This window comes from Nocardia aurea (assembly GCF_003123685.1).
GTDB classification, from domain to species: Bacteria; Actinomycetota; Actinomycetes; order Mycobacteriales; family Mycobacteriaceae; genus Nocardia; species Nocardia aurea.
In genome coordinates, this window is sequence record NZ_QCYJ01000154.1 from 22,488 (window position 1) to 36,299 (window position 13,812).

At 69.9% G+C, this 13,812-nt stretch carries 14 protein-coding genes; 11 read left to right on the forward strand and 3 right to left on the reverse strand.

Annotated features, from left to right (window positions below; all coding sequences use genetic code 11):
- Positions 1-10: 10 nt before the first annotated feature.
- Together DAT37_RS37935 and DAT37_RS37940 are read left to right on the forward strand one after the other, a co-directional pair.
- Entirely contained in the window at positions 11-1,765 is a 1,755-nt protein-coding gene (locus DAT37_RS37935; protein WP_109529773.1) for a penicillin-binding transpeptidase domain-containing protein, read from the forward strand.
- 219 nt (positions 1,766-1,984) lie between these two features.
- The gene (locus tag DAT37_RS37940) at positions 1,985-3,550 is read left to right on the forward strand and encodes a serine/threonine-protein kinase (protein ID WP_332873388.1); all 1,566 of its coding nucleotides are present in this window, start codon (positions 1,985-1,987) and stop codon (positions 3,548-3,550) included.
- Between the two features lie 144 nt (positions 3,551-3,694).
- On the opposite strand, the gene DAT37_RS37945 is transcribed toward DAT37_RS37940, so the two are convergent.
- Complete coding sequence (locus tag DAT37_RS37945) at positions 3,695-4,276, reverse strand: TerD family protein (protein ID WP_109529775.1); 582 nt, start codon at positions 4,274-4,276, stop codon at positions 3,695-3,697.
- A 330-nt stretch (positions 4,277-4,606) separates the two neighbouring features.
- On the opposite strand from DAT37_RS37945, the gene hisD reads away from it, so the two are divergent.
- From hisD to hisH, 4 genes are read left to right on the forward strand one after another with little or no spacing between them, the layout of a single operon-like run.
- Complete coding sequence (gene hisD / locus DAT37_RS37950) at positions 4,607-5,944, forward strand: histidinol dehydrogenase (RefSeq protein ID WP_109529776.1); 1,338 nt, start codon at positions 4,607-4,609, stop codon at positions 5,942-5,944.
- A complete protein-coding gene (locus DAT37_RS37955) occupies positions 5,941-7,068 on the forward strand; it encodes a histidinol-phosphate transaminase (RefSeq protein ID WP_109529777.1) in 1,128 nt (375 codons plus the stop codon). Before hisD ends, DAT37_RS37955 begins: the two co-directional genes overlap by 4 nt.
- A gap of 19 nt (positions 7,069-7,087) precedes the next feature.
- Complete coding sequence (hisB, locus tag DAT37_RS37960) at positions 7,088-7,702, forward strand: imidazoleglycerol-phosphate dehydratase HisB (RefSeq protein ID WP_109529778.1); 615 nt, start codon at positions 7,088-7,090, stop codon at positions 7,700-7,702.
- A complete protein-coding gene (gene hisH, locus DAT37_RS37965; RefSeq protein WP_109529779.1) occupies positions 7,699-8,334 on the forward strand; it encodes an imidazole glycerol phosphate synthase subunit HisH in 636 nt (211 codons plus the stop codon). Before hisB ends, hisH begins: the two co-directional genes overlap by 4 nt.
- Positions 8,335-8,415: 81 nt before the next feature.
- On the opposite strand, the gene DAT37_RS37970 is transcribed toward hisH, so the two are convergent.
- Positions 8,416-8,946, reverse strand: coding sequence for a nuclear transport factor 2 family protein (locus tag DAT37_RS37970; protein ID WP_109529780.1), 531 nt, complete (start codon positions 8,944-8,946; stop codon positions 8,416-8,418).
- A 98-nt stretch (positions 8,947-9,044) separates the two neighbouring features.
- Here DAT37_RS37970 and DAT37_RS37975 point away from each other — a divergent pair, with 98 nt between their 5' ends.
- From DAT37_RS37975 to DAT37_RS37995, 5 genes are all read left to right on the forward strand, one after another.
- Positions 9,045-9,497, forward strand: a complete 453-nt coding sequence (locus DAT37_RS37975) for a MarR family winged helix-turn-helix transcriptional regulator (RefSeq protein ID WP_109529781.1) — start codon at positions 9,045-9,047, stop codon at positions 9,495-9,497.
- An 85-nt stretch (positions 9,498-9,582) separates the two neighbouring features.
- The gene (gene priA / locus DAT37_RS37980) at positions 9,583-10,314 is read left to right on the forward strand and encodes a bifunctional 1-(5-phosphoribosyl)-5-((5-phosphoribosylamino)methylideneamino)imidazole-4-carboxamide isomerase/phosphoribosylanthranilate isomerase PriA (protein ID WP_109529782.1); all 732 of its coding nucleotides are present in this window, start codon (positions 9,583-9,585) and stop codon (positions 10,312-10,314) included.
- 7 nt (positions 10,315-10,321) lie between these two features.
- Entirely contained in the window at positions 10,322-11,131 is an 810-nt protein-coding gene (locus tag DAT37_RS37985) for an inositol monophosphatase family protein (protein WP_109529783.1), read from the forward strand.
- A gap of 70 nt (positions 11,132-11,201) precedes the next feature.
- Positions 11,202-11,975, forward strand: a complete 774-nt coding sequence (hisF, locus tag DAT37_RS37990) for an imidazole glycerol phosphate synthase subunit HisF (protein ID WP_109529784.1) — start codon at positions 11,202-11,204, stop codon at positions 11,973-11,975.
- A gap of 40 nt (positions 11,976-12,015) precedes the next feature.
- Positions 12,016-12,960, forward strand: coding sequence for a TIGR03564 family F420-dependent LLM class oxidoreductase (locus tag DAT37_RS37995; RefSeq protein ID WP_109529785.1), 945 nt, complete (start codon positions 12,016-12,018; stop codon positions 12,958-12,960).
- A gap of 66 nt (positions 12,961-13,026) precedes the next feature.
- Here DAT37_RS37995 and DAT37_RS38000 read toward each other — a convergent pair whose 3' ends face one another.
- A complete protein-coding gene (locus DAT37_RS38000) occupies positions 13,027-13,779 on the reverse strand; it encodes a hypothetical protein (RefSeq protein ID WP_157978889.1) in 753 nt (250 codons plus the stop codon).
- Between the last annotated feature and the right edge of the window lie 33 nt (positions 13,780-13,812).

The following is a 13,812-nucleotide window of genomic DNA, read 5'->3' on the forward strand; positions in this document are numbered from 1 at the left end:
AGTCGGCCGGGTGCGTACCCAACGGAAGCTTTTCGCCCTGTTCGCCGCACCCGCGCTGATTCTCTTCGGCTGCGGTTCCGGTCCCGACCAGCCGCAGACCGTCGCCGGTGATCTCGCCGACGCGCTGACCCGCGCCGATATCGCCGCGGCCGCCGCGTTGACCGACGACCCGGCCGCGGCGACCTCGGCGCTGGACCAGCTCTACGACGGCCTCGGCAAACAGGTGGAATTCCGGGTCGACTCGACCGACGACGACCAATTCACCCTGGCCGCCACCTGGAAATTCGGCACGGGCGCGGCGGGGGAGTGGAATTACACCACCACCGGGACCGCGCGCGATCGCGACGGCTGGAAGATCCACTGGGATCCGGCGACGATCGCTCCCGGACTGGCGATGGGTCCGCTCGAATACAGCCCGCTCGCTCCCGCTCCCGCCCGGATATTGGATTCCGCGGGCGGCGAACTGATGACCCAGCAGGTGGTGACCCTGGTGAATATCGCGCCCGGCGCCGATCTACCGGCCGTCGCGCCGGTGTTGGCACCGCTCGCGCCCGGGATCACCGCGCAGTCGCTACAGGCCGATCTGGCCGCCTCCGAGGGCGCGCCCGTCACCGCGATCACGTTGCGCGCGAGCGATATCGAGCCCATCGCGAACACGTTGGCCGCCATCCCCGGTGTCACCCTCGCCCCGCAGACCCGTTTGCTGACCACCGACAAGGCACTGTCCTCGCCGACGCTGTCGGGTCTGGCCGACCTGTGGCAGTCCACCACCGACGCGGCGACGGGCTGGTCGGTACATCCGGTGAATCCCGATGTGTCCGGACGTGTCGCGGGCCGGGATCCGCGCCCGACACCCGATATCCGGACCACCCTCGATCCCGCGATACAGCGCAACGCCGAAGCCGCGCTCGACCCGATCGCGCAGCCCGCCGCCGTCGTGGCGCTGCGGCCGTTCACCGGCGCGGTCGTCGCGATGGCGCAGAACGCGCAGGCCGACGCGCAGGGACCGATCGCGCTCACCGGTCTGTACCCGCCGGGGTCGACCTTCAAGACGGTGACGGTGTCGGCCGCGATGCAGGCGGGCGCGGTCACGCCGGACACCGTGCTGCCGTGCCCCGGCGTGGCCGATATCGAAGGGCGTCGCATCCCCAACGACGACAATTTCGATCTCGGTCCGGTCGCGTTGCACACCGCGTTCGCCCGCTCCTGCAACACGACGATGGCGGCGCTCGGTGTGGGTTTGCCGCCGGACGGGCTGACGAACGCGGCCGCGCAGTTGGGTCTCGGCGTCGACTTCGTCACGCCGGGCCTGACCACGGTGACCGGCAAGGTGCCCAGCGCGGACACCCCGGCCATGCGCGTGGAGTCGAGTATCGGTCAAGGCCGGGTGACAGCGTCGCCGTTCGGTATGGCGCTCGTCGCGGCCTCGATCGCGCGCGGATCGGTGCCAGCGCCGATGCTGGTGGCCGGCCAGCCGGGTGTCGCCGACCGGACACCGCGACCGCTGCCGCCCGCGACCGCCGAACAGATCGAGACGATGATGCGCGAAACCGTCACCGGCGGCACCGCGACGCAGCTCGGCGACATCCCCGGCCTGCTCGGCAAGACGGGCACGGCCGAGTACGGCGACAACACCCACGCGCACGGCTGGTTCGTCGGCATCGACGCCTCGGCGGATCTCGCGTTCGCCGTTTTCATCGCCGACGCGGGGAGTTCGGCCCCCGCGGTGGAGGCCGCCGGACGCATGTTGCGCGCGCCGCGCTAACGTGGCGCGGCAGCGCGCCGGACACCGTGTGGCAGTAAACGCACAGTGTGGTCACCGCCTGTGACGGCCCTCCGCCGGAGCGGCCGGAAATACTTCCGTGCTGACGCATGGCTCGGCCCATAAGCCAGCTACACTCGTCGGCGGGCCGCGTACGCGGTCAATATGCGGGATGTCACGATTTCGAGAAGGTTCGGAGTAGGCGCCATCGATACCGGTCAGTTGATCGCGGAGCATTACCGCCTGGTCGAGCGGATTGGTAGCGGCGGCACAGGCGTTGTTTGGCGTGCCGTCGACGAACGACTGCAGCGCTCGGTCGCGGTCAAGCAGATCCACATCAAGGCGAGTCTGCCGGAGTCCGAACGCGACGTGGTGCGTCAGCGCGCCATCCGCGAGGCACGGAACGCGGCACGGTTCCAGCACCCGAACGCGATCGTGGTCTTCGATATCACCGAGCACGACGGCGATCCGTGCCTGGTGATGGAATTCATGAAGTCCAAGAGCCTGGCGGCTGTGCTCTCCGCGCAGGGCACCCTGCCGTTGACGCAGGTATCGCGTATCGGTGAACAGGTGGCCTCGGCGCTGATCTCGGCGCACCAGGCGGGCATCGTGCACCGCGACGTGAAACCGGGCAACATCCTGCTCGACGACAACGGCACCGTGAAGATCACCGACTTCGGCATCTCACGCGCCACCGGTGACGTGACGCTCACCGAGACCGGCCTGATCTGCGGCACCGCCGCCTATCTCGCGCCCGAGGTGGCGCGCGGCGCGGACCCCACCCCGGCCGCCGACGTGTTCGCGCTCGGCGCGACGCTGTTCCACGCGCTGGAGGGCGAACCGCCCTACGGCGCGAGCGCCAACCCGCTGGCGGTGCTCTACGCCGCGGCCAACGGTCAGGTGAGCGAACCGCGAAACGCGGGTGCCGCCACCGATTTCCTGTTGCAACTGCTCGATCCGGAACCCGAGCACCGGCCGACCATGCGTACGGCGCGCGAACATCTGGCCGCGCTGGCCGATTCCGGCACCGCGCCCGCGCACGCCGGATTCGTCCCCGCCAGTGAGGCTTTCGCGCGCAGGCAGCGCGGGCACGAGGAGGCGGCGACCCGCGCGCTGCGCTCGTCGCCGGTCGGCCCGCCGCCGCATCAGGCCACCGAATGGCACAACCGGCCGACACCGCATCCGACTCGCGGTGGCACCCATCCGAATACGATGGCGCACCCGCGCACCCAGGCCCAGCCGCGTCCGCAGCCGCCGCGTAAATCCAGCGGCAGGCGCGGAGCCGTGCTGATCGGCGGCGCGGTCGGCGCGGTGATCGCCGTGGTCGCACTGGTGATCGTCGCGATGAGCCAGTCCGGTTCCGATACTCCCGCGCCGCAGGCCGCTCCGCCGTCGGCGGCGACCTCGTCGGCCAGCGCCACGACGCAGGCCGCGGTTCCGCAGCTCGGTAAGACGCCGAGCGCGGGGTCGGTCGATGTACAGGCCGCGGGCAGTTTGATCACCGAGTTCTACAGCAATCCGGCGGGTTCCTGGTCGTTGCTGACACCCGCGGCACAGAAGCAATACGGCGGCGAGCAGGCATTCCAGGAGTACTGGGAATCACGTACCGTCAGACGGTTCGCCACTATCACCGGTGTCGAGGAGGGCCCCTCCCCGGACGGGTCGCACGATATGCGGCTGGCCACCCTCATCGTGGGCGACCAGACCACCTCGATGTTGCTGCATGTCATCGTCGGCAGCGGCGGCAGATTGCTGATCGACAGCGAGACGCGACCGGCCGTGACCTAGACGGACCGTGCTGTGCGTGGTCCGGGCTTCGACCGAGCGAATGGTCGTGCCGGACCGCGCGGGCCTGCCCGTCCGGGACGGAACGAACGCGGGACCGACGGCGAAGTCGCCTGCGCCGATACCCGCGCGGTCTGCCGGATCCGATCAGGCCATCGCGAAACGCAGCAGGTTCTGCTTGTCGCCCTGCTTGACCTTGCCCTTGCGGTTGAGTACCTCGAGTTGCCAGACCGGGCCGTTGCGGAACGCCCGCGCGACGGCGTTGGCGTTCTCGTTGCCGAGCAGCGAGGGCCAGATATCGGCGACCTGCTGGCTGCTGCCGCCGGAGGCGTCGTAGACCTTGAACGAGATGTTGTTCGCCTTCTCGAAGGAACTGCCCTTCTTGAAGGCCACCGCGACGAAGATGATGGCGTCGATGCCGCCGGGTACGTCGGCGAAGGTGACGGTGACGGTCTCGTCGTCGCCGACGGCCGCGCCGGTCTGCTCGTCTCCCGAGTGCAGCACCGAGCCGTTGCCGAGCGGGTCGAGCGAGTCCAGACCCGCGAACCGGACCGGTTCCGCGCCCTGCATGAGGATGGCGATGAGGTCGAGATCGACCCCCTTCTTCCTGCGTGCCCACCCGAGTGCGCCACCGCTGGCACCCGCCGACGGATCCCAGCTGACCCCGACACTCAGTTTGGTGATGCCGGCGAGATCCGCGGCGCCGTCTTCTTTCTTCAGCGTGATCATGGCATCAGACTACCGGCCTTGCCGAATACCCGTGGGGCACACCATTATCGCTGGTCAACACCCGAACGGGGAAGATTTTCGGCACTCGGAACCGGCCGGGAGCGAAGGAATGTCGGTCGACGCGCGCCCGCGCCGAAGACCTGTCGCCGACCCGATCGGCGCGGTCGCGTGCGCGCGTCGACGGCCCGGCGTTCGCGCGAGCCCGCCCGCCCCGGCTGAGATCCAGGTCACCGCGGCGTCGCGGGGTGAGACCGGGCCGGAAACCCGGTTGATGCCGACCATTAGGCTGGTACCGGACAAAGCCCAGCACAGACAGGACAGCCGACCGATATGACATCCCGCATCGAGCTCGCCCGCGTCGATCTGCGCGGTCGCACTCCTTCCGCTGCCGAGCTGCGCACCGCGCTGCCGCGCGGGGGAGTCGACGTGGACTCGGTGCTGCCCCATGTGCGCCCGGTGGTCGAGGCCATCCGGGATCGCGGTGTCGCGGCGGCGCTCGAATTCAGCGAGCGGTTCGACGGGGTGGTCCCGGCCTCGGTCCGGGTTCCGGCCGCCGAGTTGGCGCGAGCACTCGACGAACTCGATCCCGCGGTGCGCGCGGCGCTCGAGGTCGCGATCGAGCGGACCCGCAAGGTACACGCCGACCAGCGGCGCACCGACACGGTCACCGAGGTGGTGCCCGGCGGCGTCGTCACCGAGCGGTGGGTGCCGGTGGAGCGCGTCGGGCTGTACGTGCCGGGCGGAAACGCCGTCTATCCCTCCAGCGTCGTGATGAACGTGGTGCCTGCCCAGGCCGCCGGTGTCGACTCCCTGGTCGTCGCCTCGCCGCCGCAGGCGCAGTTCGGCGGGCTGCCCCATCCGACGATCCTGGCCGCCGCTCGGCTGCTCGGCGTCGAGGAGGTGTGGGCGGTCGGCGGCGCGCAGGCGGTCGCGCTGCTCGCCTACGGCGGCGTCGATACCGACGGCGCGGGGCTGGAACCGGTCGACCTGATCACCGGACCGGGCAATATCTACGTGACCGCCGCCAAGCGGCTGTGTCGAGGACTGGTCGGCATCGACGCCGAGGCGGGCCCGACCGAGATCGCGATCCTGGCCGACGCCACCGCCGACCCGGTACACGTGGCGGCCGATCTGATCAGCCAGGCCGAACACGATGTCCTCGCCGCCAGCGTGCTCGTCACCGACAGCGCGGAACTCGCCGACGCCGTCGACGCCGCGCTCAGCGCGCAGATGACCGTGGTCAAACACGCCGCCCGGGTGCGCGAGGCGCTCACCGGCGCGCAGTCCGGCACCGTCCTCGTCGACGATATCGATCAGGGCCTGCGCGTGGTCAACGCCTACGCGGCCGAACACCTCGAGATCCAGACCGTCGACGCGTCCGCCGTGGCGGCGCGGGTGCGCAGCGCGGGCGCGATCTTCGTCGGCGCGTTCGCGCCGGTCAGCCTCGGCGACTACTGCGCGGGGTCCAACCACGTCCTGCCGACCGCGGGCTGTGCCCGCCATTCCTCCGGGCTGAGCGTGCAGACCTTCCTGCGCGGCATCCACGTGGTCGAGTACACCGAGGCGGCGCTGAAGGATGTCGCCGGGCACGTGGTCGCACTGGCCACGGCCGAGGATCTGCCCGCGCACGGCCAGGCCGTCACGGCGCGTTTCGAGGCGCTGTCATGAGCGCGACCGCTCCCGGCTCGGCCATCGGACTCGACGATCTGCCGCTGCGCGAGAACCTGCGCGGCAAGAAGCCCTACGGCGCACCGCAATTGACGGTGCCGGTGCAGCTGAACACGAACGAGAACCCGCACCCGCCGACCCGCGCGCTGATCGACGACGTCGCCGAATCCATTCGCACCGCCGCCGCCGACCTGCACCGCTACCCCGATCGGGACGCGGTGGCGCTGCGCGCCGATCTGGCCGCCTACCTGAGCGAGCAGACCGGCGTCACCGTCGACACCGTCAACGTGTGGGCGGCCAACGGGTCCAACGAGATCCTGCAACAGCTGTTGCAGGCCTTCGGCGGACCGGGCCGCAGCGCGCTGGGTTTCGTGCCCTCCTATTCGATGCACCCGATCATCTCCGAGGGCATCGACACCGAATGGGTGGAGGCCAAGCGCAGCGCCGATTTCTCCCTGGATATCGACTACGCGGTGGCCGTCATCGCCGAACGTCGTCCCGACGTGGTGTTCGTGACCAGCCCGAACAATCCCACCGGGCACAGCATTCCGGCCGCCGACCTGGTCCGCCTGCTCGAGGCGGCGCCGGGCATCGTGGTCGTCGACGAGGCGTACGGCGAGTTCTCCGCCGAGCCGAGCGCGCTCGCGCTGATCGACCGTTTCCCGGCGAAGCTGGTGGTCACCCGCACGATGAGCAAGGCCTTCGCCTTCGCGGGCGGACGTCTCGGATACCTGGTCGCCGCGCCTGCCGTGATCGACGCGCTGCTGCTGGTGCGCCTGCCCTACCACCTGTCGGTGGTCACCCAGGCCGCCGCCCGCGCCGCGTTGCGCCATGCCGACGAGACCCTGGGCAGTGTCGCCGAATTGGCGGCCCAGCGTGATCGCGTCGCCGCGGCACTGACCGAACAGGGGTACGACGTGGTGCCCAGCGACGCCAATTTCGTGCTCTTCGGCCGGTTCGCCGACGCGCCGCGCGCGTGGCAGCGCTACCTGGACGACGGCGTGCTGATCCGCGATGTCGGCATCACCGGCTACCTGCGCGCCACCATCGGCCTGGCCGCCGAGAACGACGAATTCCTGCGCGTCAGCGCGAAACTGGCCGCGACCGAACTGGCCCCACGATGAATCTCAGCGAGGTGACGGCATGAGCAGGACCGCGCGGGTCGAACGCGTGACCAAGGAATCCAGCATTCTGGTCGAACTGGATCTGGACGGCACCGGCAAGACCGAGATCTCCACGGGCATCCCCTTCTACGATCACATGCTCACCGCGCTCGGCGCGCACGCGAGTTTCGATCTGACGGTGCGCGCGCAGGGCGATATCGAGATCGAGGCGCACCACACCGTCGAGGACACCGCGATCGTCCTCGGACAGGCCCTCGGGCAGGCGCTGGGCGACAAATCGGGGATCCGCCGTTTCGGTGACGCCTTCATCCCGATGGACGAAACCCTCGCGCACGCCGCGGTCGACGTCTCCGGGCGGCCCTACTGCGTGCACACCGGCGAACCGGATCACCTGCTGCACACGGTGATTCCGGGTGCCGCGCCCGGCGCGCCGTATTCCACGGTGCTCAACCGCCACGTCTTCGAGTCGATCGCGCTCAACGCGCGCATCGCGCTGCACGTGCGGGTGCTCTACGGCCGCGACCAGCATCACGTCACCGAGGCGGAGTTCAAGGCCGTGGCGCGGGCGCTGCGCGCCGCCGTGGAACTCGATCCGCGCGTGCACGGCGTCCCATCGACGAAGGGAACGCTGTGAGCGCCACATCGGTCGCGCTGCTCGACTACGGTTCCGGCAACCTGCACTCCGCCGAGCGCGCGCTGGTGCGCGCGGGCGCGACCGTCGAGGTGACAGCCGATCCCGAGATCGCCTTGGCCGCAGATGGTTTGGTGGTTCCCGGCGTCGGCGCCTTCGAGGCGTGCATGGCGGGTCTGCGTGCCGTGCGCGGTGAACGCATCATCGGCCAGCGCCTGGCGGGCGGGCGTCCGGTGCTCGGCATCTGCGTCGGCATGCAGATCCTGTTCGAACGCGGCGTGGAATTCGGTGTGGAGACCGACGGCTGCGCCGAATGGCCGGGCACCGTCGAACGCCTCTCCGCCCCGGTGCTGCCCCACATGGGCTGGAACACCGTCTCGGCCCCCAGCGACAGCACCCTGTTCGCCGGAATGGACCGCGACACCCGCTTCTACTTCGTGCACTCCTATGCCGCCCAGACCTGGGACCTGCCCCCGAGCGAACATTTCGCCAATCCGCGTCTCACCTGGGCCGAACACGGCGTCCCCTTCCTGGCCGCCGTCGAGAACGGCGCGTTGTCCGCGACCCAGTTCCACCCCGAGAAGTCGGGCGACGCGGGCGCACAACTGCTCCGCAACTGGGTCGCCTCCCTGTAATCACCGTGATACCCGCCGGTTCGGCGGGGTTGTTCGCGTACCCGGAGGTCGTCCGGGTACGCGATAGGAGGTCCGCCCGGGTCACGGGCGGGTGCCCTTCGACCACTGCGGGGTCATCTCGACCCGGGACATGCTCCAGCCTTCTCCGGAGCGGACGGCGTCGATGCGGTACACCACGCCGAGGGTGAACGCGGGTTCCGGGGCGACTCGTCCCGGCGTCTCCGTGGCGGGGGTGAAGATCGCCACGATATTGGCGCGGACGTCGGCGCTGTCGCCGTGTACGTCGACGATCACATTGCTGAAGAAGTGCTGAATCCGGTGCGCGTCGGTGTGGTTGCGGCGTGCCTGGGCGATGAGGGCGTCGCGGCCTTCGGCGGTTCCGCCGGGAGTTCGCACGGTGGCGTCGGGGGTGTAGATGGCGCGCAGGTCGTCGAAGCGGCCTTCGTCGAGGGCGCGGCCGAGTCGGTAGACCAGTTGCGTGATCTGGTCGCGGTCGCGGAGTTCGCGCGTTTCGCGCTGCGCGGCGTCATCGGTCGCGGTGGCCGTCGTCGAGCAGGCGGCCAGCAGTGCCAGCGGGAGGGCGGTGAGGGCCACGGTGCGGAATCTGTTCATTGGAGGAACCTTTCGGATAATTGTTGGCCTGTCCAACGTTGGTAAAGCCAACGGTATCAGAATGTGGGTCGCACCAACAAGTCTTGTAATGTAGGCGCATGGAAATCTCCGACGAAGGCGCGGCGAGCAGGCTTCGCGCCCTACCGACGAGGCTGGTCAACCAGGTCGCGCTCCTCGCGGACCGGGCCACCGACCGGGCGCTCGAGCACACCGGGTCGCGCAGGCACCACTACGCGCTGCTCACCACGCTCCAGGCGTTCGGACCGGACAGTCAGGCCGAACTCGGTCGTCGGACCCGCATCGACCGCAGCGATATCGTGGCCGCGCTCAACGACCTGGCCGAACGCGGATTCGTCGAGCGCAGCCCCGACCCCGGCGACCGCCGCCGCAATATCGTCACCATGACCGATTCCGGCGCCCGTCACCTCGCGGAACTCGATCGGCGCCTCGACACCGCCCAGGACGAGTTGCTGGCCGGATTCTCCGCCGCCGAGCGCACGGAACTGGTCGAGCTGCTCACCAGGATCCTCGATCACCATTCGCGCGGCTGACCGGTTCGGCCCCCGTCGTGACCGTCATCGCATCAGCGCAGGCCCGGGGCTCGAATGCCACGGGACAGCAACTAAGCTGCTCGGAGTGAGTCTTGTACTGCTTCCCGCCGTCGATGTCGCCAATGGAGAGGCCGTGCGCCTCGTGCAGGGGGAGGCGGGCAGTGAAACCAGCTACGGTTCGCCCCGTGACGCCGCGCTGGCCTGGCAGGAGGCCGGTGCCGAATGGGTCCATCTGGTCGACCTGGACGCGGCCTTCGGGCGCGGTTCCAACCGCGAGCTGCTGGCCGGTGTCGTCGGCGAACTCGATGTGAAGGTCGAACTGTCCGGCGGTATCCGTGACGACGAATCGCTGCGTGCCGCCCTGGCCACCGGCTGCGCGCGAGTGAACCTGGGCACCGCCGCGCTGGAGGATCCGGTGTGGTGCGCCAAGGCCATCGCCGAACACGGCGACCGTGTCGCGGTCGGTCTCGATGTCAGGATCATCGACGGCGAATACCGGTTGCGCGGTCGTGGCTGGGTCAGCGACGGCGGCGACCTGTGGGAGGTGCTGGAGCGCCTCGAACGCGACGGCTGCTCCCGCTACGTCGTCACCGACGTGACCAAGGACGGCACCCTGACCGGCCCCAATCTCGAACTGCTGCGCGAGGTCTGCGCCGCCACCGACGCACCCGTGATCGCCTCGGGCGGAGTGTCCACCGTCGCGGATCTGGTCGCCATCGCGGGACTGGTCGAGGACGGCGTCGAGGGTTCGATCGTCGGCAAAGCGCTCTACGCGGGCCGCTTCACGCTGCCCGAGGCGCTGGCAGCGGTGCGCTGAGCACCCGATGACCGCCGACCCGATCGCCGATCTCCCGGCCCTGCTCGCCACCGCGAGCGACATCCTCGACGCGGCGGCCCCGCGCTTCGCCGAGGGTATCGGCGCGCCGAGCGCGATCAGCAAGGGCGGCAACGATTTCGCGACCGAACTCGACCTGGAGTTGGAACGCACCATCTCCGACCGGCTCGAGCAGCGGACCGGAATCGAGGTGCACGGCGAGGAATTCGGCGGTCCGCAACTGACCTCGGGCACCGCCTGGGTGCTCGACCCGATCGACGGCACCTTCAACTATTCCTCGGGCCATCCGCTCTCGGGCATGCTGCTCGCGCTGGTGCACGAGGGTGAGCCGGTACTCGGGCTGACCTGGCTGCCGATCCTGGGCAGGCGCTACGCCGCCGCGCTCGGCGGGCCGGTCACCCTCAACGGCGCGCCGTTGCCGCCGCTGCCGCGCGGCAGACTCGCCGAGGCCATGATCGGTTTCGGCGCCTTCAACGTCGACGCCACCGGGCGCATCCCCGGCCGTTTCCGCTTCGATCTGCTCGGTCCGCTGAGCAGACTCTCCTCGCGGGTGCGCATGCACGGCTCCACCGGAATCGATCTGGCGTTCACCGCGTCGGGGGTGCTCGGCGGCGCGATCGTGTTCGGACATCACCCGTGGGACAACGCGGCCGGTGTCGCGCTGATCCGCGCGGCGGGCGGCGTCGTCACCGACCTCGCGGGTGATCCGTGGCATATCACCTCCGGCTCGGTGCTCGCGGCCGCGCCGGGGGTGCACGAAGAACTGCTGGACATGATCAGCATGGTCAGCACGGCATGAGCGGTGGGCGCGACGCTCACCGGGGCGCGGCTCGCACGCGCCGCAACAGACGAATTCGAAGGGTGAGTCAATGACGTTGGCGGTACGCGTGATCCCGTGTCTGGATGTGGACGCGGGCCGGGTGGTCAAAGGCGTCAATTTCGAGAATCTGCGTGACGCGGGCGATCCCGTGGAACTCGCGGCACTCTACGACGCCCAGGGCGCCGACGAACTGACCTTCCTCGACGTCTCGGCCTCCACCGGGGATCGCGGCACCATGATCGATGTCGTCACCCGCACGGCGGAGCAGATCTTCATCCCGCTCACCGTCGGCGGCGGCGTGCGGACCGTGGAGGATGTGGACCGGCTGTTGCGCGCGGGCGCGGACAAGGTGTCGGTGAACACCGCCGCGATCGCCAGGCCCGAGGTGCTGTGGGAGATGTCGCAGCGGTTCGGATCGCAGTGCATCGTGTTGTCCGTCGACGCCCGCACCGTGCCGGAAGGTCAGCCCGACACCCCGTCGGGGTGGGAGGTCACCACACACGGCGGCAAACGCGGCACCGGCATCGACGCCGTCGAATGGGCCGTGCGGGGAGCCGAATTGGGGGTCGGGGAGATCCTGCTCAACTCGATGGACGCCGACGGCACCAAGGTCGGCTTCGACCTCCCGATGATCCGGGCGGTGCGCGCGGCGGTCACGGTACCCGTCATCGCCAGCGGCGGCGCGGGAGCGGTCGAACATTTCGCCCCGGCCGTGGCGGCGGGCGCGGACGCGGTACTGGCGGCCAGTGTCTTCCACTTCGGTGACCTGACCATCGGCGAGGTCAAGGATTCCATGCGCGCGGAATCCATCGTCGTGCGCTGAGACCGGAATTCCGGTCGCGGGTGCGGGGGTTGCACCGGAGATGAGTATCGGAATCGCATTGTCCCCCTTCACACTCGACGCCACCGACAACGCGGTGGACGCGGCGGTAGCGCTGACTCGCGAGGCCGCCGAAGCAGGCGTGCGCTCGGTCTGGTTCGGGCAGACGTTCAGTACCGACGCGATCACGCTGGCCGGAATCGCCGGGCGCGAAGTGCCCGAGGTCGAGGTGGGTACCTCGGCGGTGCCGATCTCGGCCAGACATCCGCTGCTGATCGCCGGTCAGACCCAAACCGCCGGGGCGGCCACGCGCGGACGTTTCACCCTCGGCCTCGGACTCGGCGCGTCCGCGTTGGCGGCACAGGCCTTCGGTATCTCCGGCGACCGGGTGATCACCCGGCTGCGCGAATTCCTCACGCCGCTGCGCAGCGTCATCGAAACCGGCGCGGCCGATTTCCACGGTGACACCCTCACCGCCGTCACGCCGATGCCCGCCGCGGTCGCCGGGGCACGGCCGCCCGCGCAGATCCTGGTCGCCGCCATGGGGCCGCAGGCATTGCGCGTGACCGGTGAACTCGCCGACGGCACCCTGCCGTTCCTGGTCGGACCCGGTGCGCTCGCCGACCACATCGTCGCCCCGTTGACCCGCGCGGCCGAGCGGGCCGGGCGACCGCGCCCGCGCGTCGTGGCGTTGGTCGCGGGAGTCGTGACGTCCGATATTCGCACCGCCCGCGCCGCGGCCGAGGCGGCGACCGCCTTCTACGACGGAATTCCGTCCTACCGCCGTACCGTCGAATTGTCCGGCGCCGCCAGGGCTTCGGAACTGGTGGTGATCGGCGACGAGGAATCGGTGGCCACCCGGGTCGCCGAGTATTTCGACGCGGGCGCCACCGATGTCGTCTTCACCCAGACCGATCTCACCACCGCCGCCGACCGTTCCAGGACCTGGCGGCTGCTCGGCGATCTCGCGAAAACCCGAGTGGCCTGACCGGAAACGCAGAAGCGCCCGCCCACCCGGGCACTCGGGTGGGCAGGCGCGGCCTGGCGGTTTCGGTTACTTCGCGGGAGCGGGCGCCGGGACGGCGGGATCCTTGCAGTACGGCAGCTCGGCCGGGCACGGCGCGAGGATGGTGGAGAAGTACTGGAAGGCGGCGAACAGCGCCAGCGGACCGCCGACGGTGATCAGGCCGACCATGCCGCCGACCGCGCCGAAGGTGGCCGCACCCAGGACACAGCCCGCGATGGCGGCACCGACGAAGGGCAGCAGCAGGGCGATGACCGGGCTGGCGATCGCGGCGCCACCCGCGGCGCCGAGCAGACAGCCGACACCGCCGCCGAGCACGGCGCCCACGACCGCGCTGACGGCGCTGCCGATGGTGATGCGCTGGGCGAGCGCGCCGAGCGCGGTCAGGTCACGCGGGGTGAAGGATTCGGCGACCTGATCGGCGGTGACGATCTGGCTCGGCGAAACGGCCGCGACCGGTGTGCCCGCGTCCTTGGTCGGGGTGAGGGTCGCGGTGCGTCCGTCGATATTCGCCGAGATCGGGTAGGCGAGAGCGTCCATCCGGTAGCTCAGCGGCAGGGCCGCGACCGGGGTGTCGCGATCGTCGGTGATGACCAGCTGATCGGCGACCACGCGCAGTTTGCCGCTGTCGAGGGTGACGACAGCCGAATCCCCTTGGCGGGTGACCTCGTAGGAAATATCCTGCTGCTGCTCGGGCGCCGGTGCGGCGTGGCTCGCGCCCGCGCTGACGCCGAGGGCGACCGCCGCCAGCGCGGCGGTCATGATGGAACTGCGGAACTTCATCTGTTTCCTCATCTATCTGTTTTCTTCGGGGCC

Coding starts and splice junctions, on each gene's coding strand:
- DAT37_RS37975 (WP_109529781.1), top strand. CDS start 9,045: ATGGAAATCTCCGACGAAGGCGCGGCGAGCAGGCTTCGCGCCCTACCG.
- DAT37_RS37995 (WP_109529785.1), top strand. CDS start 12,016: ATGAGTATCGGAATCGCATTGTCCCCCTTCACACTCGACGCCACCGAC.
- hisD (WP_109529776.1), top strand. CDS start 4,607: ATGACATCCCGCATCGAGCTCGCCCGCGTCGATCTGCGCGGTCGCACT.
- DAT37_RS37985 (WP_109529783.1), top strand. CDS start 10,322: ATGACCGCCGACCCGATCGCCGATCTCCCGGCCCTGCTCGCCACCGCG.
- DAT37_RS38000 (WP_157978889.1), bottom strand. CDS start 13,779: ATGAAGTTCCGCAGTTCCATCATGACCGCCGCGCTGGCGGCGGTCGCC.
- hisB (WP_109529778.1), top strand. CDS start 7,088: ATGAGCAGGACCGCGCGGGTCGAACGCGTGACCAAGGAATCCAGCATT.
- DAT37_RS37955 (WP_109529777.1), top strand. CDS start 5,941: ATGAGCGCGACCGCTCCCGGCTCGGCCATCGGACTCGACGATCTGCCG.
- DAT37_RS37945 (WP_109529775.1), bottom strand. CDS start 4,276: ATGATCACGCTGAAGAAAGAAGACGGCGCCGCGGATCTCGCCGGCATC.
- hisF (WP_109529784.1), top strand. CDS start 11,202: ATGACGTTGGCGGTACGCGTGATCCCGTGTCTGGATGTGGACGCGGGC.
- DAT37_RS37970 (WP_109529780.1), bottom strand. CDS start 8,946: ATGAACAGATTCCGCACCGTGGCCCTCACCGCCCTCCCGCTGGCACTG.